The 21,780-nt window shown below is 63.4% G+C and carries 21 protein-coding genes and 1 pseudogene; 12 read left to right on the top strand and 10 right to left on the bottom strand.

Annotation, left to right across the window (positions count from 1 at the left end):
* Window positions 1–70 precede the first annotated feature (70 nt).
* From guaB to VGV07_RS19975, 5 genes are all read left to right on the top strand, one after another.
* Window positions 71–1,573: an IMP dehydrogenase gene (gene guaB, locus VGV07_RS19955; protein WP_326870484.1), complete on the top strand. Its 1,503-nt coding sequence runs from the start codon at window positions 71–73 to the stop codon at window positions 1,571–1,573.
* A 93-nt stretch (window positions 1,574–1,666) separates the two neighbouring features.
* The gene (locus VGV07_RS19960; RefSeq protein ID WP_326870485.1) at window positions 1,667–2,098 is read left to right on the top strand and encodes an MAPEG family protein; all 432 of its coding nucleotides are present in this window, start codon (window positions 1,667–1,669) and stop codon (window positions 2,096–2,098) included.
* 62 nt (window positions 2,099–2,160) lie between these two features.
* Entirely contained in the window at window positions 2,161–3,453 is a 1,293-nt protein-coding gene (locus tag VGV07_RS19965; protein WP_326870486.1) for an RsmB/NOP family class I SAM-dependent RNA methyltransferase, read from the top strand.
* A gap of 2 nt (window positions 3,454–3,455) precedes the next feature.
* Complete coding sequence (locus tag VGV07_RS19970) at window positions 3,456–3,857, top strand: hypothetical protein (protein WP_326870487.1); 402 nt, start codon at window positions 3,456–3,458, stop codon at window positions 3,855–3,857.
* Between the two features lie 32 nt (window positions 3,858–3,889).
* Window positions 3,890–4,375: a TspO/MBR family protein gene (locus VGV07_RS19975; RefSeq protein ID WP_326870488.1), complete on the top strand. Its 486-nt coding sequence runs from the start codon at window positions 3,890–3,892 to the stop codon at window positions 4,373–4,375.
* A gap of 5 nt (window positions 4,376–4,380) precedes the next feature.
* On the opposite strand, the gene VGV07_RS19980 is transcribed toward VGV07_RS19975, so the two are convergent.
* Together VGV07_RS19980 and VGV07_RS19985 are read right to left on the bottom strand one after the other, a co-directional pair.
* Window positions 4,381–4,956, bottom strand: a complete 576-nt coding sequence (locus VGV07_RS19980; protein WP_326870489.1) for a DUF1349 domain-containing protein — start codon at window positions 4,954–4,956, stop codon at window positions 4,381–4,383.
* A 4-nt stretch (window positions 4,957–4,960) separates the two neighbouring features.
* Window positions 4,961–6,187 (bottom strand): acyltransferase, encoded by a 1,227-nt coding sequence (locus tag VGV07_RS19985; protein WP_326870490.1) that lies wholly within the window; start codon window positions 6,185–6,187, stop codon window positions 4,961–4,963.
* Window positions 6,188–6,324: 137 nt separating this feature from the next.
* Here VGV07_RS19985 and VGV07_RS19990 point away from each other — a divergent pair, with 137 nt between their 5' ends.
* The 3 genes from VGV07_RS19990 to guaA all read left to right on the top strand — a co-directional run bounded on the left by VGV07_RS19990 (window position 6,325) and on the right by guaA (window position 9,489).
* Complete coding sequence (locus tag VGV07_RS19990) at window positions 6,325–7,083, top strand: cyclic nucleotide-binding domain-containing protein (protein WP_326870491.1); 759 nt, start codon at window positions 6,325–6,327, stop codon at window positions 7,081–7,083.
* Between the two features lie 76 nt (window positions 7,084–7,159).
* Window positions 7,160–7,864: a cyclic nucleotide-binding domain-containing protein gene (locus VGV07_RS19995; protein WP_326870492.1), complete on the top strand. Its 705-nt coding sequence runs from the start codon at window positions 7,160–7,162 to the stop codon at window positions 7,862–7,864.
* 56 nt (window positions 7,865–7,920) lie between these two features.
* Window positions 7,921–9,489 carry a glutamine-hydrolyzing GMP synthase gene (gene guaA, locus VGV07_RS20000; RefSeq protein ID WP_326870493.1) on the top strand — a complete coding sequence of 523 codons (1,569 nt, stop codon included), beginning with the start codon at window positions 7,921–7,923 and terminating at the stop codon, window positions 9,487–9,489.
* 151 nt (window positions 9,490–9,640) lie between these two features.
* Here guaA and VGV07_RS20005 read toward each other — a convergent pair whose 3' ends face one another.
* The 3 genes from VGV07_RS20005 to VGV07_RS20015 form a co-directional block, all read right to left on the bottom strand.
* Window positions 9,641–10,462, bottom strand: coding sequence for an ABC transporter permease (locus VGV07_RS20005; protein WP_326870494.1), 822 nt, complete (start codon window positions 10,460–10,462; stop codon window positions 9,641–9,643).
* Window positions 10,459–11,214: an ABC transporter ATP-binding protein gene (locus VGV07_RS20010; RefSeq protein WP_326870509.1), complete on the bottom strand. Its 756-nt coding sequence runs from the start codon at window positions 11,212–11,214 to the stop codon at window positions 10,459–10,461. Before VGV07_RS20010 ends, VGV07_RS20005 begins: the two co-directional genes overlap by 4 nt.
* A gap of 98 nt (window positions 11,215–11,312) precedes the next feature.
* Window positions 11,313–12,341, bottom strand: coding sequence for an ABC transporter substrate-binding protein (locus tag VGV07_RS20015; protein WP_326870495.1), 1,029 nt, complete (start codon window positions 12,339–12,341; stop codon window positions 11,313–11,315).
* A 437-nt stretch (window positions 12,342–12,778) separates the two neighbouring features.
* Here VGV07_RS20015 and VGV07_RS20020 point away from each other — a divergent pair, with 437 nt between their 5' ends.
* The 3 genes from VGV07_RS20020 to VGV07_RS20030 all read left to right on the top strand — a co-directional run bounded on the left by VGV07_RS20020 (window position 12,779) and on the right by VGV07_RS20030 (window position 15,985).
* Complete coding sequence (locus VGV07_RS20020) at window positions 12,779–14,176, top strand: alpha-L-fucosidase (RefSeq protein ID WP_326870496.1); 1,398 nt, start codon at window positions 12,779–12,781, stop codon at window positions 14,174–14,176.
* A gap of 90 nt (window positions 14,177–14,266) precedes the next feature.
* A complete protein-coding gene (locus VGV07_RS20025) occupies window positions 14,267–15,196 on the top strand; it encodes a hypothetical protein (RefSeq protein WP_326870497.1) in 930 nt (309 codons plus the stop codon).
* Between the two features lie 375 nt (window positions 15,197–15,571).
* Complete coding sequence (locus VGV07_RS20030; protein WP_326870498.1) at window positions 15,572–15,985, top strand: YbaN family protein; 414 nt, start codon at window positions 15,572–15,574, stop codon at window positions 15,983–15,985.
* A gap of 181 nt (window positions 15,986–16,166) precedes the next feature.
* Here VGV07_RS20030 and VGV07_RS20035 read toward each other — a convergent pair whose 3' ends face one another.
* The 5 genes and pseudogenes from VGV07_RS20035 to VGV07_RS20055 form a co-directional block, all read right to left on the bottom strand.
* Window positions 16,167–18,575, bottom strand: coding sequence for a TOTE conflict system archaeo-eukaryotic primase domain-containing protein (locus VGV07_RS20035; RefSeq protein ID WP_326870499.1), 2,409 nt, complete (start codon window positions 18,573–18,575; stop codon window positions 16,167–16,169).
* Between the two features lie 105 nt (window positions 18,576–18,680).
* The gene (locus tag VGV07_RS20040; RefSeq protein WP_326870500.1) at window positions 18,681–19,208 is read right to left on the bottom strand and encodes a GNAT family N-acetyltransferase; all 528 of its coding nucleotides are present in this window, start codon (window positions 19,206–19,208) and stop codon (window positions 18,681–18,683) included.
* A pseudogene (locus VGV07_RS20045) lies at window positions 19,205–19,489 on the bottom strand (DUF1778 domain-containing protein); the annotation flags it as partial. The pseudogene VGV07_RS20045 and the gene VGV07_RS20040, both read right to left, overlap by 4 nt.
* A 139-nt stretch (window positions 19,490–19,628) precedes the next feature.
* Window positions 19,629–19,904 (bottom strand): hypothetical protein, encoded by a 276-nt coding sequence (locus VGV07_RS20050; RefSeq protein WP_326870502.1) that lies wholly within the window; start codon window positions 19,902–19,904, stop codon window positions 19,629–19,631.
* 211 nt (window positions 19,905–20,115) lie between these two features.
* Window positions 20,116–20,535 carry a L,D-transpeptidase gene (locus VGV07_RS20055; protein ID WP_326870503.1) on the bottom strand — a complete coding sequence of 140 codons (420 nt, stop codon included), beginning with the start codon at window positions 20,533–20,535 and terminating at the stop codon, window positions 20,116–20,118.
* A 297-nt stretch (window positions 20,536–20,832) separates the two neighbouring features.
* Between VGV07_RS20055 and VGV07_RS20060 the strand changes: the two genes are divergently transcribed.
* Window positions 20,833–21,756, top strand: a complete 924-nt coding sequence (locus VGV07_RS20060; protein ID WP_326870504.1) for a tetratricopeptide repeat protein — start codon at window positions 20,833–20,835, stop codon at window positions 21,754–21,756.
* Window positions 21,757–21,780 lie beyond the last annotated feature (24 nt).

The raw sequence follows: 21,780 nt of genomic DNA on the forward strand, positions 1-21,780 counted from the left end.
GAGCCGGCGACGAGTCGTTCCGCTCACGGGCTTCCGTTTTTCTGATGCTCAGAAGGGAAGGGCCCGACCCTTGGCGAAGATCATTACTTCCATCACCGGCGATAGCGCACTGACGTTCGACGACGTGCTGCTGCAGCCTGCACGCTCCGACGTGCTGCCGACCGATGTCGATATCCGCACGCGGGTGACCAAGGACATTTCCCTCAACATCCCGATCCTGTCGTCGGCCATGGACACGGTGACCGAGAGCCGCATGGCCATCGCCATGGCGCAGGCCGGCGGCATGGGTGTGATCCACAAGAACCTCGATATCCTGGTGCAGGCCGAACATGTCCGCGCCGTAAAGAGCTTTGAAAGCGGCATGGTGGTGAACCCCATCACCATCGGCCCCGACGCGACGCTCGCCGACGCGCTGGCGCTGATGCAAGCCAACCACATCTCCGGCATTCCGGTGGTGGAGAACGGCGGGCAGGGCGGCCGCAAGGTCGGCAGGCTGGTCGGCATCCTCACCAACCGCGACGTGCGCTTCGCCAATAATCCGCGCCAGCGCATCGCCGAACTGATGACGCACGAGAACCTGGTGACGGTCCGTGACGGTGTCAGCAAGGACGAGGCCAAGCGCCTGCTGCATGCCCACCGCATCGAAAAGCTGCTGGTGGTCGACGATGAGGGGCGCTGCGTCGGGCTGATCACCGTCAAGGATATCGAAAAGGCGCAGCTCAACCCGCATGCGGTCAAGGACGCTCAAGGGCGTCTCCGCGTCGCGGCGGCGACCGGTGTCGGTGATGCCGGCTTCGAGCGCTCGCTGGCGCTGATCGACGCCGGCGTCGACCTCCTGGTCATCGACACCGCGCATGGTCACTCGACCGGCGTGCTGAAATCGGTGGAGCGGGTGAAGCGCGAGAGCAATTCAACCCGCATCGTCGCCGGCAATGTGGCGACTGCCGAAGCCACCCGGGCGCTGATCGATGCCGGGGCGGATTCGGTGAAGGTCGGCATCGGCCCCGGCTCGATCTGCACCACCCGTATCGTCGCCGGTGTCGGCGTGCCGCAGCTCGCGGCCGTCATGGCCTGCGCCGAAGAGGGCGACAAACACGGCATCCCGGTTATCGCCGACGGCGGAATCAAATTCTCAGGCGATCTGGCTAAGGCATTGGCCGGCGGTGCGTCTTGCGCCATGGTCGGCTCGTTGCTGGCCGGCACCGACGAGAGCCCGGGCGAGGTCTACCTCTACCAGGGCCGCTCCTATAAGTCGTATCGCGGCATGGGCTCGGTGGGCGCCATGGCCCGCGGTTCCGCCGATCGCTACTTCCAGCAGGAAGTGAACGACAGCCTGAAGCTGGTGCCCGAGGGCATCGAGGGGCAGGTGCCGTACAAGGGGGCCGCCGGCAACGTGCTGCACCAGCTGGCCGGGGGGCTTCGCGCCGCCATGGGCTATACCGGTGCACCGAACCTCCAGGCCTTCCGCGACAACTCGGTGTTCGTGAAGATCTCCGGCGCCGGCCTCAACGAGAGCCACGTCCACGACGTCTCGATCACCCGCGAGAGCCCGAACTACCGCGGCGGCAACTGAACCGGGCTTGCCCTCGTTGCTGCCAATCCTGTCGGGTCATTCCAGCTTTCTCGGGAATGACCCGGTGATCGCCGGACATATCGAGGTGACCCGTTGACTATTGCCCAGCCAGCACTCTGGCTGATCGCCGCCATCCTTGCCCAGGGCGCCCTCGCCCTGGGGCTGCTCTGGTATCTGGGTACCATCCGCATCCCGATGGTGATGCGCGGCGAAGTGCGGATCGACGATATCGCACTGGAGCGCAAGGGCTGGCCAAAGCGCGAGTGGCAGGCATCGAACGCCTTCGACAACCAGTTCCAGCTGCCGGTGCTGTTCTATATCGGCGCGGGATTGGCTCTCTATTTCGGCCCGACCCTGTTCGAGGTCGTGCTGGCCTGGCTGTTCGTCGTGTCCCGCTACATCCATGCCTTCGTGCATGTGACCGACAACCATGTGATCCGGCGCTTCGCGGCGTACTTCGCCGGGCTGCTGCTGCTCTGCGTATACTGGTTGGACCTGCTGGTGCGGCTGGTGCTGGCTCTGTAGCGCCCTTGATCCGCGTGCCGCATCGTGTCACGGACGCGGCTGACGAGAAGAGGACTAGCCGCATGAGACTGCCCGGCCGGATTGCCGCCGCCATCGCTGTGCTCGCCGATATCGATGCGCATAAGCGCCCCGTGGCCGAGGCGTTGAAGGCCTGGGGGCTGAACAACCGCTTTGCCGGCGCCGGCGATCGCGCCGCCATCGGCAACCTCGTCTACGACGCGCTGCGGCGGAAGAACTCGCACGCCTGGGCGATGGGCTCAGATGCGCCGCGTTCCCTGGTACTGAGCGTCGTGGTGCGTGAGTGGGGCGAAAAGATCAATGAGTTGAACCAGAGCTTTGAGGGCGACCGCTTCGCACCCGCCCCGATCGATGCGGACGAGGCCGCAAGGCTCACCGCCGCCGATCCACTCGCCGGGGCACCCGATCACGTGCGCGGCGATGTGCCCGAATGGGTCGCGCCGCATCTCGCCGAGGGCTTTGGCGCGGATTGGGTCGCCGAGGCCCATGATCTCTCCGGCCGTCCGCCGCTCGACCTGCGCGTCAACACGCTGAAGGCCAACCGCGACAAGGCGCTGCGGGCGCTCAGCCGTTTCGCCCCGGATGCGACGGTGACCATCCCCGAGGGCATCCGCTTTCCGGCCGGCGACAGCGACAGCCGCACGCCGAACGTTCAGAGCGAGGAAGGCTACATCAAGGGCTGGTTCGAAGTGCAGGATTTCGGCAGCCAGATCGTTGCCGCGCTGGGCGGCGCGCGCGGTGGCGAGCAGGTGCTCGATCTCTGTGCCGGGGCTGGGGGCAAGACCCTCGCGATGGCCGCCGCGATGCAGAACCGCGGCCAGATCTTTGCCTATGACAGCGACCGCACGCGACTTGCTCCCATCTATGACCGCCTGAAGCGCGCCGGCGCCCGCAACGTGCAAGTCCGTGCTCCGGGCGAGGGCGTGCTGGACGACCTCATCGGCAAGCTCGATCGCGTGGTGGTCGATGCGCCATGCACCGGCTCCGGCACCTGGCGCCGCCAGCCGACCGCCAAGTGGAAGCTGACGCCTGAGCAACTGGCCGTTCGCGTCGAGGAGCAGCGCGCCATCCTCGTCGAAGCGGCGAAATATCTGAAGCCCGGTGGCACACTGGTCTACATCACTTGCTCGGTGCTGCCCGAGGAGAACGCCCGGCAGGCCGCCTCTTTCCTCGAGACTCACCCCGACTTCACGGCGATTGCCGGCAACAAGCTCTGGATGAGCCATTTCTCCGGCACCAGGCTGCGCGCCCGTTTCTCGCCCGAAGGTGGGGTGTCGCTCACCCCGCACCTCACCGGCACCGATGGCTTTTACGTCATCGCCATGCAGCGAGGCTGAGCATGATCCGCGACGATGCTGGCGGCCTGTCGCCCCTGTTCATCTTCACGATCGGCTCGATCGCCTTCCTGCTGATCGTTGGCGCGATCATCTGGTTCGCCATTCCGGGCGGCAGCGCCAAGCATCATTTCGTCTCGCCATCCGGGCGCATCGCGCTCGACATCGGCGAGCAGTGCGGCGAGACCTGCGCGCGACGGATCATCGCTGAGATCAGTGCCGCCGATGGCAGTAAGTCCCGCCGCGGCTGCAGCGTCCCGCTCACCGCCACGCATCCGGTGTTGCTCAACGTCTATCCACTTTGGGCCAGCGACGAGCAGATCGTGGATATCGTCTATGCCGACGCCGAGGGGCAGGGTGGCAAGTTCCCCTTGAACATCGCTGCCGATTGCACTGCGAGCGAGTGAAACTTGCCGCCGTCTGGCACGTTACTGGCGGCATGAGCACTCTGACGATATCCGACCTCAAGACCCCGCGAGCCCTGATCCTGCTGGTGGTGTTTCTCGCCGTGGTGATCGGCGTCGGCGCCGTTATCGGCATCTCGGCCGCACCAGGCGAGTGGTACGCCAATCTCGCCAAGCCACCGTTCAATCCACCCAACTGGCTGTTCGGGCCGGTGTGGTTTGCCCTCTACGTGCTGATCGCCATCGCCGGTTGGCGCACGTTCCTGAGCGAGCCGAACGGCACCGGCATGAAGCTCTGGTACGGGCAGATGGCGCTCAACTGGCTGTGGTCGCCGGTCTGGTTCTCGCTGCACCTCTTGTGGCCGGCCTTTGTGGTGATCATCGCCATTCTGGCGCTGATCATCATCTTCATCGCCAATCGCTGGAACCGCGATCGCCTGTCCGCGCTGCTGTTTGTGCCCTATGCGGCATGGGTCGGCTTCGCGAGCCTGCTGAACCTCGCCATCGCGACGCTGAACTGACCGGGCTAATGCAGCTCGCGTGAGATCGGCTCACGCAGCTCCAGTCGGCTGAAGCTGACCTTCAGCCCTTCGCCGGTGGGTGAGCAGGTCATCGGGCCGACCTCCACCGTCTCGCCCATGCGCAGGAAGCACAGTCGCACCAGCTGCCAGCTCTGATCGAGGCCCTGCAGTTGCACCCGCAGGGCTTCGGCGTGGCGTGTCAACCGCAGCGTCACTGCCCCGTCGAGGGGTCGATCGAGTTTCAGCACCGACCAGTCCGACTGGTCGTCGCGAGTGACCACTACCGAAAAGTGCATCGCGCCGTCGGTGAACTCCACGCCGCATTTCAGCCAGTTGTCAGCATCGACGTAGAGCATCGCCCCCGCCTGGTCGTAGAGGCGCTGGTAGTCGGCGGCGAAGCTGAGCTCGAAGCTGAAATCGCCGCTCACCTCGGTGGCGCGAAAATGTCCGTTGGCGTGCTTGAAGCCGTAGAACGTGTTGTTCCAGTAGTCAGTCTCGGGGCCGGTCTGCACCGTCAGCGTATCGCCGCGCTCTTCGTAGAACGGCGGCTGATTGCGCCAGAGTGTCTTGCCGGTTTTCATCAGGTCATTCCGCCGCTGCACTGACTGTTGCCGAACCCACCCTGCGCCGCTCTTTGCCTCGCGCCCACTGAATCACCGGCTTCTCGACCAGATGATACGACAGGTGCGCCACGATGAAAGTGATGACCGTGATGATCGCACACGTGACGACGAAGCGGGTCGGATCGGGCGATTGCCCGTGATCGATCTTCGGGTCCCAGTAAACGCGCACAAGTTCCAGCACCGGATAGTGCCAGATGTAGATGCCGAACGAGATTTTCGCGATGTAACGCGTCACCGGGTTGTCGAGCAGTTGGCCGAGCACTGCGCTTGACGGCGAAGTCGAGAGGAACAAACCGACCGCCAGCACGAACCAGGGAAAGCCGTAGGGTACACCCAGCCAGCCCCAGCCATCCGACGTCTCGGCCGAAAGCTGCTGCTGCATGAGGTAAATGCCCCAGGCGAACGCCGCGACCGCGATCAGGTCGAACAGCGCGTGCCGGTATTTCGCCCAGCGCACCTGCAATCCACCGGCGAGCGCGCCGATGGCGAACATGGCGAAGAAGCCGAACGGGTTGAAGCGCGGCATCCAGTATTTGGCGCCGCCGATCAGCCCGTGGTCCCAGCCGCGCTGCTGCGCGTCGACTTGGACGTAGCGCGCGAACAGCCAGTGCGCGACGAGCGCCAGCCCGATCACCCCGACCCACAAGAGGCGCGATTGCCAGCCCGTGCCGCTCCAGCGTCCGAGAAAGAACAGCGCGGCAAAGCCGAGCGGCAGCAGCAGGTAGGAGGTGACCTCGAAGCTGATCGACCACAGCGGCCCGTTCACCTCGACCGGGAACAGTGTAATCCAGTGCCAATCCGCGACGGTGAAGATGCCGGCGACAAGCCGGAGTACCAGTTGCCCGTCGAGCACCGCGCCGAACACTGTGATGCTGAGCACGAAGCTGACGAGCAGCGCCAGCCAGAACCCTGGCAGGATGCGGGCAGCGCGCCGCATGGCGTAGACCCGCAGCGACGGGGCCGGCTCGCCTCGATCCAGCGCCTGCCAGAACGGCCGCGACAAGAGGAAGCCCGAGAGCACGAAGAACATCGCTACGCCGAAGGTGCCGATCTGCGCGAACACCCTGAACCACTCGACGCCGCCGAGTTTATCCTGCCAACTCATGCGCTGCGCCAGGTGGTGGAACAGCACCGTCAGGCACGCAGCTGCGCGCACGAAATCCGCGCCATTCAGGCGGTTATCAGACATCGGTTCCCCTCGCGTCGCACGCCGCGTCTGCCGCGCGGTAGTTCGTGCAATCGATTTCATTTGGCACCGCCCGGGGCTGCTGCGCAACCCCCTCTGCGCGCGTCGCAAACGCGTGGGCGACAAGCGGGAGGTAGCGATTGACGCCAAGCTGGAGCTGGGTCCTAGTAAGGCAATACTTATCGTGTAGAGGCCAAATGACTTTTCAAGATTTTGTCGCGCGGATGATTGATCCAAGTCATCTGCTGACTCATTTGCCATATGCATTGCTCGTCATCTCGATGCTGATGAATGACATGGGCTGGCTCCGTGCCATTGCCATCGCTGCCGGCATAATTCGTATTATCAATCGCGCTTTCTTTGAGATCGACCCGATCATCGTGTTCTGGGAGGTGATCTTCGTAGCGGTGAACGTCGTTCAACTACTGATCCTCTGGTATTACGCGAGGCGGCATCGCTTTTCTGAGGATGAGCAGCGCTTCGCATCCGTCATCCCCACCAGCATCGACCGGCGAACGATCCGCCGGCTGCTCCGCCTCTCGAGGCTTCGACATGCTCACGAGGGCCAGAAGCTGACTGAAGAGGGCAGGCCCGTCACCGAGTTGGTGTTCATTGCCGATGGCGTCATGCAGATCGAGCAGGCGGGACGCATCGTCGCCGTATGTGGACCGGGCGATTTCGTCGGCGAGATGAGCTTTGTGACCGGCGCGCCGGCATCGGCCACCGCCATCGCCGCCAAGCCGCTTCGCTACCTCGCTTTCGAACAGGCGAGGCTGCGCGCCGCCCTCGAGGCCGACAACGACCTCCGCCAGGCGCTCGACGCCAGCCTCAACCACAACCTCGTTGGCAAGCTGGCCAAGGCTAACGCCACCCATCCCGACCGGGTGGCGACCGTCTAGAGAACATCGAGCCCCTTGTTTGTGACAGTGGGAGCGGGCAAGGGGCTCGACTTCGCTGTTTGCTTTGCGGTGCACGATGTCCGGCCTGTTCGATCAGTTGCTCACCGGTCTCACCAACCCGGTCATCCTGTTTGGTCACTTCACATACTTCCTGCTGATCGTCTCGATGCTGATGCGGCGCATGGTGTGGCTGCGAGGTTTTGCCGTCGCGTCGGGTGTCGCCAAGATCATCTACCGAGCCTTCTTCGTGTTCGATCCGGTAAGCGTCCTGTGGGAAACCGTGTTCGTGCTGGTGAACATCGGCCAGTTGTTGCTGATCTGGTATTACGAGCGCCACCACCGCTTTTCCGACGACCAGCGGCATTTCGTCGACAGCATGCCGCCGAGCGTCGAACGGCGGGCCCTGAAGCGGCTGCTCGCCTTTGCCACCATCCGTGAAGTCCCGGCCGATCAGGTCCTGGTGCGCGAGGGCGAGGTGGTGAAGGACCTGCTCTACGTCGCCACCGGCGTGGCGCGCATCGAGAGCGCCGGACGCATTATCGCGGTCTGCGGACCGGGCGACTATCTGGGGGAGATGAGTTTCCTCAGTGGCGAGCCGGCAACGGCCACCGTCATCGCTTCCAAACCGATGCGGGTCCTCGCATTCGACCAGCAACGGCTGCACGCTGCCGTCGCCTCCGACGCCGCCATTCACCGCGCCATGGAGGCCGGCCTGAACCGCAACCTCGTCGGCAAGCTGGTGCGCTCCAACTCCGCCAAGGTCGCACCCGCCTCGGCATAGGAGGTCTGCCGGGGAGGAGGCTTGCACAATCCCCGCCCGGGCTTTATTTCCCCGCCATGACAGACATCGCCGACGCCCCCGCCGAGTCCATTCTCATCATCGATTTCGGGTCCCAGGTGACCCAGCTGATCGCGCGCCGCCTGCGCGAGACCGGCGTCTATTGCGAGATCCACCCGTTCCAGAGCGCGGCCGAGGCCTTTGCCCGGCTGAAGCCTCAGGGGGTGATCTTTTCCGGCGGCCCCGCTTCGGTGACCGACGAGGGCAGCCCACGCGCCCCGCAGGCAGTGTTCGACTCGGGCGTGCCAATCCTCGCCATCTGCTACGGCCAGCAGACCCTGGCGCTGCAGCAGGGCGGCAAGGTCGAAGGTGGGCACGCGCGCGAGTTCGGTCGCGCCGATGTCGAGATCAAACAAGCGAGCCCGCTGTTCGACGGCTTCTGGCAGGTCGGCGGGCGCTATCCGGTCTGGATGAGCCACGGCGATCGCGTCACCGAGCTGCCCGAGGGCTTTACCGTCATCGGCACCTCCGAGAACGCCCCGTTCGCCATCGCGGTGAATGAGCAGAAGCGCTACTACACCACCATGTTCCACCCCGAGGTGGTGCACACGCCCGATGGCGGCAAGCTGCTGCAATCCTTCGTGCACAATATCGTCGGGCTGAAGTCCGACTGGACCATGTCGGCCTATCGCCAGCGCGCCGTCGACAAGATCCGCGCCCAGGTCGGCAAGGGCAGGGTGATCTGCGCGCTTTCCGGTGGCGTCGACAGCTCGGTGGCGGCCATCCTCATCCACGAAGCTATCGGCGACCAGCTGACCTGCGTCTTCGTCGATCACGGCCTGATGCGGATGAACGAGGCCGACGAAGTGGTCTCGATGTTCCGTGATCATTACAACATTCCGCTCGTCCATGTAGATGCCGCCGACAAGTTCATCGGCGCACTCGAGGGTGAGGCCGACCCCGAGACCAAGCGCAAGACCATCGGCCGGCTGTTCATCGAAGTGTTCGAGGAAGAGGCCAAGAAACTCGGCGGAGCGCAGTTCCTGGCCCAGGGCACGCTCTACCCCGATGTCATCGAGAGCGTCAGCTTCTCGGGCGGCCCCTCGGTCACCATCAAGTCGCACCACAATGTCGGCGGTCTGCCTGATCGCATGAATATGCAACTTGTCGAGCCGCTGCGCGAACTGTTCAAGGACGAAGTGCGGGCGCTCGGCCGCGAGTTGGGGCTGCCCGACCGCTTCGTCGGCCGTCACCCATTCCCGGGCCCCGGCCTCGCCATCCGCCTGCCGGGCGGCGTGACCCGCGAAAAGCTCGACATTCTCCGCCGCGCCGACGCCATCTATCTCGATGAGATCAGGAAGGCCGGGCTTTACGACAAGATCTGGCAGGCCTTTGCCGTACTGCTGCCGGTGCAGACCGTCGGCGTAATGGGCGATGGCCGCACCTACGAGTTCGTCTGCGCGCTCCGCGCCGTGACCTCGGTCGACGGCATGACCGCCGATTTCTTCCCCTACGACATGAACTTCCTCGGCCGCGCCGCCACCCGCATCATCAACGAAGTGCGCGGCATCAACCGGGTGGTCTACGACGTGACGTCGAAGCCGCCCGGGACCATCGAGTGGGAGTAGCGCTGTCCTTACAAGTATTTGACCGGCATTGGACCAAACAAGCACTAATCGAGCGGGTCGCGGGTTGCGCCGGCCAGCGACGGGCTTCGACGAAAGGCCGTATCTGATACGCGCGATGCAGGCGGCCGACATGCGGCGGTAAGTCTGGCCTTCAGGTGCTCATCGTCGAGCGATGCGCCCAGCCTGTCATTCGCCGTTCGAGCCATGCCATGAGGGCGTACATGGCGATACCTTCGACGGCCAACATCAGGAGGCCAGCGAAGACGAGCGGCACGTTGAAGTTGGATTGTGCTGACGCCATCATGTTGCCCAGCCCGTTATTGGAGGCGACTGTCTCGCTGACCACCGAGCCGACAAAGGCCAGCGTGATCGCGACCTTCAGCGAGCCGAAGAAGTAGGGCATCGAGCGCGGAATGCCTACTTTGAGCATGATGTCGAGTTTCTTGGCGCCCAAGGCCCGCAATACGTCTTCGGTCTCTGGTTCGATTGTCGCAAGGCCAGTCGCTACGTTCACCACGATGGGAAAGAACGAGATCAGGAACGCCGTCAGGACGGCCGGGACCGTGCCGATGCCGAACCAGATCACCAGTATGGGTACGAGTGCCACTTTCGGAATGGCGTTGAACCCGATCATGATCGGGTAGAGCCCGGCATAGATGGTTCTGGACCAGCCGATGAAGAGTCCGATCCCCAGCCCGGCGATCACCGCGATGATGAAGCCCAGCACTGTGGTGTAGAGCGTCTGCAGCGAATTCTTCCAGATCGGCGACCAGTATTCGACGATCGCCTGGAAGATGCGGCTTGGCGTCGGCAGGATCGTATGCGGCAGACCGGAGAGCCGAACTCCGATTTCCCAGATCGCAAAGAGTCCGATCGTGTAGAGCAACGGCGCGAGCCGGATCCAGTTGACCTTGAATGCCTCGCGCGGAGGCGGCAGCGTCGCGGTGGTGGTGACGGTTTCGCTATCGGTCATGCCGCGGCCCTCGCGGTGGCAATTTCCCCATGCAGCCGCTGCACCAACTCGTTGAACTCCGGCTGGTAAAGGATATCGAGCTGTCGTGGCCGCTCGAACGGCACCATGTGCTCGGAAACCACGCGCCCCGGTCGCGCGCTCATCACCACCACCTTGTCGGCGAGAAACACGCTTTCGCGCAGATCATGCGTGACCAGCGCGATGGTGACATCCTGGCTCGCATGCAGGTCGCGGATCACGCACCACAGTTCCTCGCGCGTGAACGCGTCAAGCGCACCGAATGGTTCGTCCAGCATCAGCAGTTCCGGCTCGTGGATGAGCGCGCGGCAGAGATTGGCACGCTGCTGCATGCCACCCGAAAGCTCCCACGGAAACTTTTCGCCGAACCCCTTGAGCCCCACCGTTTCCAGCAGGACTTCGGCCTTCTCCTTGTATTCGCGCTTGTTGGCCCGCAGCCGGTGGCGATGCCGCTCCACGATCTCGAGTGGCAGCAGGATATTGTCCAGCGTCGTCCGCCAGGGGAGCAGGGTGGGATTCTGGAACGCCATGCCGACGATGGAAACGGGCTTTGTCACCGCATTGCCGGCGACCACCACTTTTCCAGTCTGTGGAATGTGCAGGCCCGTGGTCAGTTTCATCAAGGTGGACTTGCCGCAGCCCGAGGGGCCGACCACGGCCACGAACTCGCCTCGCTGGATTTCGAGGTTGAGACCGCTTACCGCCAGCGTGCCGCTCGGCCCGCCATAGCGCATCCCGACATTCTCCAGACTGACAAGGGCCATGGTCCCGCTCCGCTGATCGCGTCTTGCCCCCGCTGGCTGGTCGCCAGGCGGGGACAGGGTGACGTGCCTTATGGCAGCATGCGTGCGTCGGCGGGCGGCAGGTACTGGGGATCGAAAACGTCGGCGGCCGTCGCTGCCCCCTTGAGGCCCATGGAGATCTTCAACGTTTCGAGCGATGCTGCCAGCCTTTCCTGGTCGACGCCACCGAAGCCGTTTTCGACCACATAGGGCGTTTTGATATTCATCTCGTTGGCCATGGTCAGCCGCGCGGTTTCCGTATCGATGTTGAGCGTCTCATTGCGCGCCAGCACTGCAGCAGCGCCTGCTGCAGGATCGGCCACCGCATCGGCGAAGCCCTTGGTCAGGGCGCGCAGGAAGCCCTTCACCGCTTCAGGGTTCTCCGCCGCAAAGGCCTCGTTCACCAGAATGGCGTTGCCGTACAGATTGAGCCCATGGTCGGCAAAGAGGATCGTCGAGATGTCATCTTCCGGCACGCCATTGGCCATCAGATTGAGGATCACCGAAAAAGCAAAGCCGAAGACGCCGTCGACATCGCCTGACGCCAGCATCGGCTCGCGTACCGGAAAGCCGATATTCTCGATGGTGATCGTCGAAGCATCGATCCCGGCGGCCGGGATGAAGGCCTGCCACTGCGCGAAGGCGCCATCCGGTGGCGGCGCTCCGAGCTTCTTGCCTTCGAGCGACTTGGGATCGTCGGTGATGCCCAGTGACTTTCGACCGATGATTGAAAAGACCGGTTTGTCATAGACCATCATGATCGAGGTTACCGGCTGGGCGGGATCCTCATCGAGGAACTTGATCAGCGAATTGATGTCGCCGAAGCCGAACTGATAGGCCCCGGTAGCGACGCGCGGGATGGCTTCCACCGAGCCATTGCCGGTGTCGATGGTCACATCGAGGCCTTCTTCGGCAAAATACCCCTTGTCCTGCGCCAGCAGGAATCCCGCGGCTGGACCTTCGAACCGCCAATCAAGCGTCAGCTTGACTGCGGTTTGGGCGACGGCCGGTGCCGCCGTGAAGCCCGCCAGGGCGAGCGCAAGGAAGGTGGTGGCAGCAAACGATCGGCGATTGATCATGAAATGAGCTCCGGAGGACTGGCGCTCAAAACAATCCTACCCACCGGCGTGAAGCAAGCCCTGAATGCACAAAAAAGTGCCACAACTACATTCTGCTCAGAAATCAGCCTGTCGTCGCCCATCGGATCGCAGCCGCTGACTTGGTCTGAGGACTTGAATTCGTGGCCCGTGTCGAGCCGTCCAGCTTAGGCGGCGTGCCTGGCGCCGCTGGTAGCGAAACAGCTGTCGCTCGATCTCCGCCAGGTTGCACATTACATTTTGGCCGGCCCCCGGCCGATTCAGCCCACTGCTCGGCAAGGCCTTCAGCACCCGGTACCCAAGGGATTTGTCGGGAGTAGGGTGCGTATCTGGGCACGGGGATAGTGCGCTGACCTCGCTGATAGTGGGCCATAGATGGTAGCTGGGCGATGCGTCACAGTGATGAAGTGGGGATAAGTTTGGCTGGCCGCATCGCTGAAGCTTCCGCCGTTCGGCCGACGCCGCGGCAACTGGCCTGGCAGCAGCTCGAGTTCTACGGCTTCATCCATTTCGGCATGAACACCATGACCGATCGCGAATGGGGTCTCGGGCATGAGGATCCCGCCCTGTTCGATCCGCCGCAGCTCGATACCGACCAGTGGGTCGAAAGCCTCGCCTCGGCGGGCATGCGCGGCCTGATCCTCACCTGCAAGCACCATGACGGGTTCTGCCTGTGGCCGAGTGCCGTGACCCGGCATTCGGTCGCCTCGAGCCCATGGCGCGAGGGGGGCGGCGACCTTGTTGCAGAGGTCTCGGCGGCTTGCGCGCGACGCGGCATGAAGTTCGGCGTCTACCTCTCCCCCTGGGACCGCACCGAGCCTGCCTACGGCACCGGCGCCGGCTACGACGATTTCTTTGTCGCGCAACTGCGCGAACTGCTCTCCGGCTACGGCCCGATCTTTTCGGTCTGGTTCGATGGCGCCAACGGCGAAGGCGCCGGCGGCAAGAAGCAGTATTACGACTGGGATCGCTATTTCGCCGCGGTGCGCGAGCTGCAGCCGGACGCGGTGATCAGCGTCTGCGGACCGGACGTGCGCTGGTGCGGCAACGAGGCGGGGCATACCCGGGCCAATGAATGGAGCGTGGTTCCCGCTTCGCTGCGAGACGCCGAACGCACCGCCTCAAATTCGCAGCAGGTCGACGACGGCAAGTTCTCGCGACAGGTTCGTTCGGACGAGCAAGATCTGGGGAGCAGGCAAGCGATCGCAGCGTCGAGCGATGCCCTCGTCTGGTACCCCGCCGAGGTGAACACCTCGATCCGACCAGGCTGGTTCCACCACCCCAGGGAAGACGCTGAAGTGCGATCCGCCGAGGAACTGTTCGGCATTTACTGCGCCTCGGTCGGCGGCAACGCGACGTTCCTGCTCAACGTGCCACCGGACCGCTCCGGCCTTGTCGCAGCGCCAGATCGGCTCGTACTGGCGCAATTGGGGAACCGGATCGCGGCTCTCTACGACGCCGATATCGCTTCGGACGCCACCGCGTCGCCATTAGCTGCGTTGGATCGGGACGGCGCCTGGGTGGTCGATGGCACCGGCGGCAGCCTCGTTCTGTCATGGCCGGAGCCGAGGCGGATCGGTAGCGTGTTCGTCGAGGAGGACATCGCGCTCGGCCAGCAGGTCGAGCGACTTCTGGTCGAGGCCCGAACATCAGGCGATCAATGGCTTCCGGTCACCGAGTGCGGCTCGGTCGGCTATCGCCGCATCCTGTTCTTTTCGGCCATCGTGACCCATGCCTTGCGGTTGTCGGTCACCGCCGCGCGAGGGCCCGCGCGGTTACGAACTCGAGTTGTAAACAGGGGTGAGATTCTCCCCTGACAGGTGGCCAGAGTCCTCCGACTCGATCACGTTCGGGTTGCCCGATCTGGTCAGCACCAACGTGCACAACTCTTGGCGAGACCCGCACCCATGAGCGAGTACCAGTACTATGAATTTCTGGCGATCGATCGTCCTATTGACCGCGCCGGGCAGGATGCCTTGCGGTCGATTTCGTCTCGAGCGCGGATCACGGCGACGAGCTTCACCAATCACTACGAATGGGGTGACTTCAAGGGGGATCCACGCCGGTTGGTCGAACAATGGTTCGACCTCCATCTCTATCTCGCGAACTGGGGCGACCGGCGGCTGATGATGCGGCTGCCGGCGCGCTTGTTGGATATTGAGAAGCTCTCGAAGTTCCTTACCGAAGTGGATTGGGTCGAGGTCTGGGCGCCCGGTGAAAGCCTCATAATCGACATCGCTCCGGAGCTCGAAGCGCGGGAGTATCTGGATGAAGATGGCTCAGGCTGGCTTGCGCGGCTCGCGCCGTTGCGCGCCGATGTTCTGTCGGGCGACCTCAGGATGTTCTATCTCTTGTGGCTCATGGCGGTCGAGTATCAGTTAGTCGCCGACGACGAGTTGGAGCCCCTGCCAGGCGTTGGCCCGCTGACCGATCCCCTCGAGGCTTTCGCGGACTTCTTCAACCTTGATGCAGACTTGTTGGCGGCAGCGGCCGCGCTGGATGGAGCCTCGGCGGACACGTCGGACAATGAGGTCCGCGAAATCCTCGCGGCCATCTCCAGCGACGAAATGACCGAACTGCTGCTGCGCGTAATTGATGGCGATCCCCATGTCGCCGCCGAACTCAGGTACAAGGCGCGTGACAGCCGTACCACCTCGACGCGGCGTCGTACGGTCGGAGAGTTGCGGGTTCGGGCGGGCGAGATCGCACAAGTGCGTCAGCAGGCAGAGCTCGAACGGCTCGAGGCGGAGCGATTGCGCCGGACGAAGGAAGCCGAGGCAGCGCGCGATGCGCGGCTCAAAGTTCTGAGGCAGCGCGGCGGGGGCCGTTTGGCCTGAGATCGAGGCGGAGATCGAGCGCCGCAATGCGTCCGGCTACGACCGCGCGACAAGCCTGCTCTTCGATCTCGAGGCGTTGGCCAGAGAAGACGGAGGCCAGTCCGAGTTTAACCGGCGTTTGGCCTCGATCCGGCTGCGGCACGACAAGAAGCCAAAGTTCATCGAGCGGCTTGCCGGGTTGCGCTGAGTTGCACCACGGTGTGCCGCGGCGGACAGCCAACTCAAGCGCGGAGCGCACGGTGGCCCGCGCGTGGCGCGCCGACGGGAGATCAGTCGCGCAGCGGCGCTGTGGCAGAGGAACGAACGGGCGAGTATGTTGCCGCAGGAGTCGGCTGGTCGGCTCGCGACACCATCCGCACCATCACGCGAGCACCAATGCACCCTGAGCCTGACGAGCCGACGCAAGCAGCCGGGCCACAGGCGAGAGCCATCCGCTTCGCCTACCTGATCGCCGGCTTCCTGCTACTGGCGCTCGGCATCATTGGCGCATTCCTGCCCCTGATGCCGACCACCATCTTCGTCATCCTCGCCGCCGGTTGCTTTGCCCGCTCCAATCGTCGGGTCGAGGCATGGTTGCTCAATCACAAGAGTTTCGGCCCCACCATCAAGGCCTGGCGGGCCGAGGGCGCGATCTCGCGGCGCGGCAAGACGCTCGCCACGGGTGGCATGGTGCTCGGCTATGTGCTGTTCCTGATCGGCGCGCGCCCCGACCTGCCGCTGGCGCTGTTCGTCCTCGCCGTCTTTATCGCCTGCGCCTGGTACGTGCTGTCGCGGCCTAAGCCGTCGTGATGCCTGAGGGCAACCAGCGGTTTGATGTCGAGACGCTGCGCTGCGCTATGTTCGCAAGCGCAACTTGATCAGGCGCTTGGGGTGGGAGGTGCACCGCAGCGATGTCGATGGGCTGAGCAACCGGGTGCCTCGGGGCGCAAGCTAGCGCCAGTTCAGGCAACTGCCACGGCAGCAGCGGCTGCTACTCGAGCACGTATCCCAGCGCGCGATAGCCCGCACGTCGTTTTGCAGCCATCCGGGCTAGAACCGGCACCGCCTGATCGACATAATCCACGACCAGGACATCCCTTTTTCCATCATGCTCGCGATGTAGGCGGCCAACATACTGCGCTAGCGTTCCCTTCCATGCGATCGGCATCGTGAGGAAAAGCGTATCGAGGCGAGCGTCATCGAAGCCCTCGCCAATGTAGCGGCCCGTAGCGAGTATCATTCGCTCTTGATCCAGCGATACCTGCATCGACGATCCAGCCATTTTTCGATCGCCCGCAGACATGCCGCCGCTTAGCACCACAAGATTCCTCACAAAGGGCGAGAACCGTTGCCGAAGGTAGTCTAGGTGATCCTTCCGCTCGGTCAGAACGATTGGACAACGCTTCGCCTCAAGCGACTTCAGCACATCATCAAAGATCAGATCGTTGCGGCTATCATTCTGAGCCAACGCAGCATAGATCGCAGGCATAGACGGGCGCTCAGCGGAGGCCAGTGATGGAGGTAATTCAAACTCCGTCGAACGGTCCCGGAGCCGATGATGAATACCTCGTTCCGCAGCTTGAACCCGCGCGTCCACCCTATGACGCACAGGACCGCACTGCATGAAGATGATGGGATGATGCCCGTCCTTGCGCGCGACAGTGGCGGACAAACCAACCACGTACCGCGCTTTTGACCGGCGAGCGACAAGCTCGAAGCTTGTCGCTGAAAGGTGATGGCATTCATCGACGATCAGGTGGCCATAGTCCGCGACGGCGTCGGCAACCTCGCCCCTACGGGTAAGGCTCTGAATGAGTGCGACATCGATAATGCCCGTCGGCTTTCTTGTCCCGCCGCCGATAATCCCGATCTGCTTGGAATCTATGTTCAAGAACGAGCGCAGCCGTTCTACCCATTGCTTGAGCAATTCCCGTCTATGAACCAAAATGAGCGTGTTTCTCGCGCGGTGCGCAATGAGTGCGGCGGCGACGACCGTCTTGCCAAAGGCGGTGGTAGCGGCAAGCACGCCGTTGTCGTGGGCGGTAAGGGCATCGAAAGCCTTCAACTGCGGCTGTCGCAGTTCCCCCAGGAAGGAAACGGTCGCGGGGAGCGCCGTACCGATCTCGCGCAGGTCTTCCAGGTTGGCAACCGCGCCATGGCTTTTGATGAGGTCGGTCACCTCGTCGAGGATACCTCGAGGTAGTGCAACATGCTGGGGATAGAGCTCGGCGCATGAGACAATCCGAGGCTTGCCGAATATCGGCAGCCGCATGGCTTGGGCGCGATAGAACTCCGGGTTCTGGAAAGCCGCTAGCCGAACAAGCTGAGCAATCAAAGCCGACGGAAGTCCGACCCGGTCGATGTAAACCTGGTCGGAGACAACGATCCTGATACTTCTTGGGACGGCAGCCTCAATACGGAGCGGCGGGCTGCGGCGCGAAGGCGACATCTTCCAAGGCTCGTCGGCATGTTCGTCGTCGACGGGCATGCGGACGCCAAGGACCCGCCCTGATCGTTCCGCCTCGTCCGCAATCCTAAAAGCCTCCGCCGACGATAGCCGTCGGAGGGAGGATAGATATGCCCATTGGTCGTCATAAGGCCGCAGATCCTTGTCAACGAAGACGCTGTTGCCGCTCTGTCGGGCCTTTCTTTGCAAGGGCAGCGCAATCAGATTGCCAAAGCCCCCGACGGGCATCGTGTCCTGGTTGGGAAAGAAGCGATCATAGGACGTGAAGCCGATGTCCGGACGCCTCTCCATCGTCTCGGTGATCAGTGCCGATCCCAGTTGCCTCGCGGCCCTGGCCGGTACGGGCTCGGCGAAGAATATCCAAACATGGCCGCCGTTTCCCGACCGCGACCGCTCCAGGGCGGCGGCAATTCCTTTCGTATGACAGGTGCTAAGCAATGCCCTGGCGTCGTCCGCCCAACTGTGCTTGTCGAAATCGGCGGCAAGGAACCAGCACGTCTCGTCGTTCAGCAGCGGATACACCCTCGCGACAAAATCACCCGAGCGGGAATCACCTCCGCGCAGGTGCTTCTCGATGATGTCTCCGGATGGCGCGATGAATGCCTGGTTTGGGCATTCTCCGCATTTCACCTTCGGCTTACCGCAAACGCCCTTCACCCACTCGTTCGAACAAGCTGGTGAATAGCCCGAACGCCCAGCTTTGCGGTTTTCCCACCTCGTCGGAAAGACATCGGGGCGCCCCGCAAACAGAGCACGAAACAACCCGATCTTCTCGGTCGATGAAGAGGCATTGCTAATAGGGGCGTCGGCAAATGTCGGCGTCCGCTCAAGCGCCCCCAACTCGTCCTCAAGCCTGGCGCGCTCAGTGTCCAGATCGGCTAGCCGCCGTCTGATGCGCGCAATTTCTTCCGAAGGATCATTGTTACTCGGCAATCTCGCAACTCACGTGCCAAGCTATGGGTCACAGAATAGCATAGACTAAAGACCACTCGGACTTAAGGCGGGCGACTACAGCGGCTCACAGCCTCAATGGTCGAGTCAGAGCAGCCCTCGACCCCTTAGATCGGCTGAGAAGGTAGCGAGCGGCATCACCAGCGTGAGTGGTTGGTTTTCGAGCGGCTCGGCACCATAACCGGCATACCACTTGGCGGCGCGTTCGCCCTTGGCGTCGATGATCAGTAGTACACCGCCGACCTCGGATGCGATCCGAAGGCAGCGCAGTGCGGCCGCCACGAGGAGTTGTCCACCCAAACCGTGGCCGGCTACCGAGACATCGGTGGCGATCCGGGCCAGCTTGTATCCAGCGATCTCGTGCTGAGCCAGCCCCTTCGTCATCGACGGCGACACGCTTTGATGTGCTACGGAGGAGGGGGCGATCGTGTAGAAGCCAAGCACACGGCTCGGGGTTGAGATATCAATCGCGCAGAAGGTCTTAGAGGCGTTCTGTTCGTGGTTTTGACGCGCGTAGCGGCGGAAGAAATCGTTCATCGCCGAATTGCCGCAGTCGAAGGACTGGCGATCATGCGACTTCGCGATGGGTTCCTCTCTCCAGGCGGGCAGCGTCACAGGGAGTCAGGCAACGCCGCTATCGCCGCACGCAGCTTTGCATTGGGCTTGGGCGGGTTTTCCAGCAGCTCAAGCACGCGTGCGTGCTCACGCGCGGTCAAACGAACGACTTCGGCCGCCTCAATCACTGCCTCAGCTTCTCGCAATGCGGTCTGGGTAACGAAGTTCGTCAGGTCGGTGTTGCGGAGCGCGGCAGCGTGCACGAGCTTAGCCTTCGTTTCCGGCGAAACCCTCAAGTTCATGCGCTTGTTGTCGTTCACGGCTGCTTGCGGCATCTCCGTCTCCTCAGTTCGTACATGTTCAAGATGTACGCGGAAGGTCCCTTGGTTTCAAGGGCGTGACCTTAAACGCGTACGCGTGATGGGTTGCCTTGACGATCTGGCTGTCGGGTGGGCGATTGGCTGGCGGATATGGTGGATCTCAGAAGGGCGCGTCGGCGAACTGATAGCGGCATCCTGCGCGGCGGCGCTTGGTCAGCTGGATTGGCAGGATTACTGCAACGCCGTCGACGAGGCGCTCGGTGGTGGCAACTGCGTTGGGTCGGCCGCCGGCAACCCGATGGCGCTGCGTACCGTGACGCCGATCCAGCGGGATAAACCAGCCAGCTTCGCGCAGCCATTCGAAGACCACTCCGCGAGGCACCTGATCACGATCACTGTGCCAATGAACGATCTCCGTCCGGACGCGCTCCATCATCTCGGCCTCTCCGCGGCCAAGATGGCGGTCGCCGAGGCATGGCCGCGGGCCTCAGTCCGCGCGAGATCGCTGATGCGAGCGGCAGAAGTATCCACACCGTTCGCAACCAGGTTCGCGCCGTTCTTGAGAAGACTGGCGTCAGGCCGAGCTCGTTTCCATCCTGGGGATGGTCCAGAAGGAGACCGTCGGCGCGGGTATTCGGGCGTGGCGTCTAACCCTTCACCCGGATGCTCACATTGCCGCTGCCGTGCTTGAGCACCAGGTTGTAGAGTCGGCGCGCGTTTTCGGGCGCCAAGCGGACGCAGCCATGCGAGGCGACGCGGCCCAGGCGCTTGGTGTCATAGGTGCCATGGATGGCATAGCCGCCGCGAAAGAAGATCGAATAAGGCATCGGCGCCAGGTCGTACTTCTTGGAGTAGTACTCCTTGTACATCCGCTGTACGCCGTAGCTGCCCTTGGGCGTGGCATAACCCTTCCGGCCGGTAGAAACGTCAAAACTGTATTTCGGTGCACCGCCCACCGACACCTGCATGTGCTGATCCGAGATGTCGATGACGATGGAAACGCTGGCAGCTGCGACGGGTGTTGCAACCGTGAGAAGGGCAACAAGCAGTAAAACGCGAATTAACATCTTGATGATCTCGAATTGACGCTGGCGAAATCTTCGCGCGAGCCCGTTGCCGACCGATTAATTTGGTCGTTTGCATCTGCAGCCTCACGCGCTCGTGACCCCACGGCGAGCGCAGCTCGTCCGTCCGGCGAGCGCAGCTCGTCCGTCCGGCGAGCGCAGCCCGTCCGTCCAGAGAGCGTGGCGTGTGGGTTGGGAACACCCCGGGATCCCCTTGGGATCAGCGCGCGTACGCGTTTGCATTCGTGCGGGCGCCTCACTATGGTGCGGCCGAATTCGACCCTGTTTCACTTGAGCTTCATGTCCAACGAAAACATCATCCGCGAGATCGACGAGGAACTGCGCAGCGACCGCGCGCGCAACCTGTGGCGCCGGTTCGGCCCCTATGTGATCGGCGCGGCCGTAGCTATCGTCCTCATCGTGGCGGTGAAAGAGGGCTGGGACTGGTGGCAGAACTCGAACTCGGCCCAGTCGTCGGACCAGTTCTATGCGGCGCTGCAACTGGCTGATGGCACCGATGCCGAAGCGGCCAAGAAGGCGCTCGACGAGGTGATCGCCGCCAATCACGGCGGCTACCCGATCCTTGCGCGCTTCCGCGAAGCTGCGCTCCTCGCCAAGGACGGCAAGACCGCGGAGGCGGTGGCCGCCTATGATGCGCTCGCCGCCGGGCAGCCCAACAAGTATCTGCGCGAGCTGGCGCTGGTGCTTGCCGCCAACCTGCTGGTCGATGGCGGTGACGTCTCCCAGGTCGAGCAGCGTGTCGGTGGCCTCGTTGGCGGGACCAGCCCGATGCGTAACGCCGCGCGTGAAGCCATCGGCCTCACCAAATACAAGGCCGGCGACCTCGCCGGGGCGCGCCAGAGCTTCGAAGATGCGGCCAACGATCCGCAGGCGAGCCAGGAACTGCGCCAGCGTCTGACCGTCTATCTGGCGCAACTGGTAGCCGAGGGCGTGGCCTCGCCGGCAGCGAAAGCTGCCGCGACCGAAACGCCCGTGGTGGTCGATCCTGCAACGGCCACCCCCGCCGCGACCTCGGTCGGCGATGCACCGGCGCTCGATACGGCGCCCGCACCCCAGGCAGCGCCTGCGATGGAAGCCCCGGCGATGGAAGCTACGCCGATGATGGAAGCCGTGCCGCCCGCAGCTGAGGCTGCTGCTGCCGAAGCTCCCGCGTCCACGGACGCACCCGCGTCCACTGAAGCACCCGCCGCGCCCGCGAACTGAGTTCGCGTCCGGCTCTAAGTACTG

The sequence above is a fragment of the Devosia sp. genome, from assembly GCF_035944845.1.
Taxonomy (GTDB): Bacteria; Pseudomonadota; Alphaproteobacteria; order Rhizobiales; family Devosiaceae; genus Devosia_A.

Bases quoted from the DNA above. Each gene is read 5' to 3' on its own strand.
- VGV07_RS20010 (WP_326870509.1), bottom strand. From the start codon at position 11,214: ATGCGCTATGGCGGGCCGAGCGGCACGCTGGCGGTAAGCGGTCTCAAC.
- VGV07_RS20025 (WP_326870497.1), top strand. From the start codon at position 14,267: ATGAGCGAGTACCAGTACTATGAATTTCTGGCGATCGATCGTCCTATT.
- VGV07_RS19985 (WP_326870490.1), bottom strand. From the start codon at position 6,187: ATGTCTGATAACCGCCTGAATGGCGCGGATTTCGTGCGCGCAGCTGCG.
- VGV07_RS20005 (WP_326870494.1), bottom strand. From the start codon at position 10,462: ATGACCGATAGCGAAACCGTCACCACCACCGCGACGCTGCCGCCTCCG.
- VGV07_RS19965 (WP_326870486.1), top strand. From the start codon at position 2,161: ATGAGACTGCCCGGCCGGATTGCCGCCGCCATCGCTGTGCTCGCCGAT.
- VGV07_RS19995 (WP_326870492.1), top strand. From the start codon at position 7,160: ATGTCCGGCCTGTTCGATCAGTTGCTCACCGGTCTCACCAACCCGGTC.
- VGV07_RS19980 (WP_326870489.1), bottom strand. From the start codon at position 4,956: ATGAAAACCGGCAAGACACTCTGGCGCAATCAGCCGCCGTTCTACGAA.
- VGV07_RS20030 (WP_326870498.1), top strand. From the start codon at position 15,572: ATGCACCCTGAGCCTGACGAGCCGACGCAAGCAGCCGGGCCACAGGCG.
- guaA (WP_326870493.1), top strand. From the start codon at position 7,921: ATGACAGACATCGCCGACGCCCCCGCCGAGTCCATTCTCATCATCGAT.
- VGV07_RS20060 (WP_326870504.1), top strand. From the start codon at position 20,833: ATGTCCAACGAAAACATCATCCGCGAGATCGACGAGGAACTGCGCAGC.
- VGV07_RS20015 (WP_326870495.1), bottom strand. From the start codon at position 12,341: ATGATCAATCGCCGATCGTTTGCTGCCACCACCTTCCTTGCGCTCGCC.
- VGV07_RS19975 (WP_326870488.1), top strand. From the start codon at position 3,890: ATGAGCACTCTGACGATATCCGACCTCAAGACCCCGCGAGCCCTGATC.
- VGV07_RS20055 (WP_326870503.1), bottom strand. From the start codon at position 20,535: ATGTTAATTCGCGTTTTACTGCTTGTTGCCCTTCTCACGGTTGCAACA.
- VGV07_RS20050 (WP_326870502.1), bottom strand. From the start codon at position 19,904: ATGATGGAGCGCGTCCGGACGGAGATCGTTCATTGGCACAGTGATCGT.
- VGV07_RS19970 (WP_326870487.1), top strand. From the start codon at position 3,456: ATGATCCGCGACGATGCTGGCGGCCTGTCGCCCCTGTTCATCTTCACG.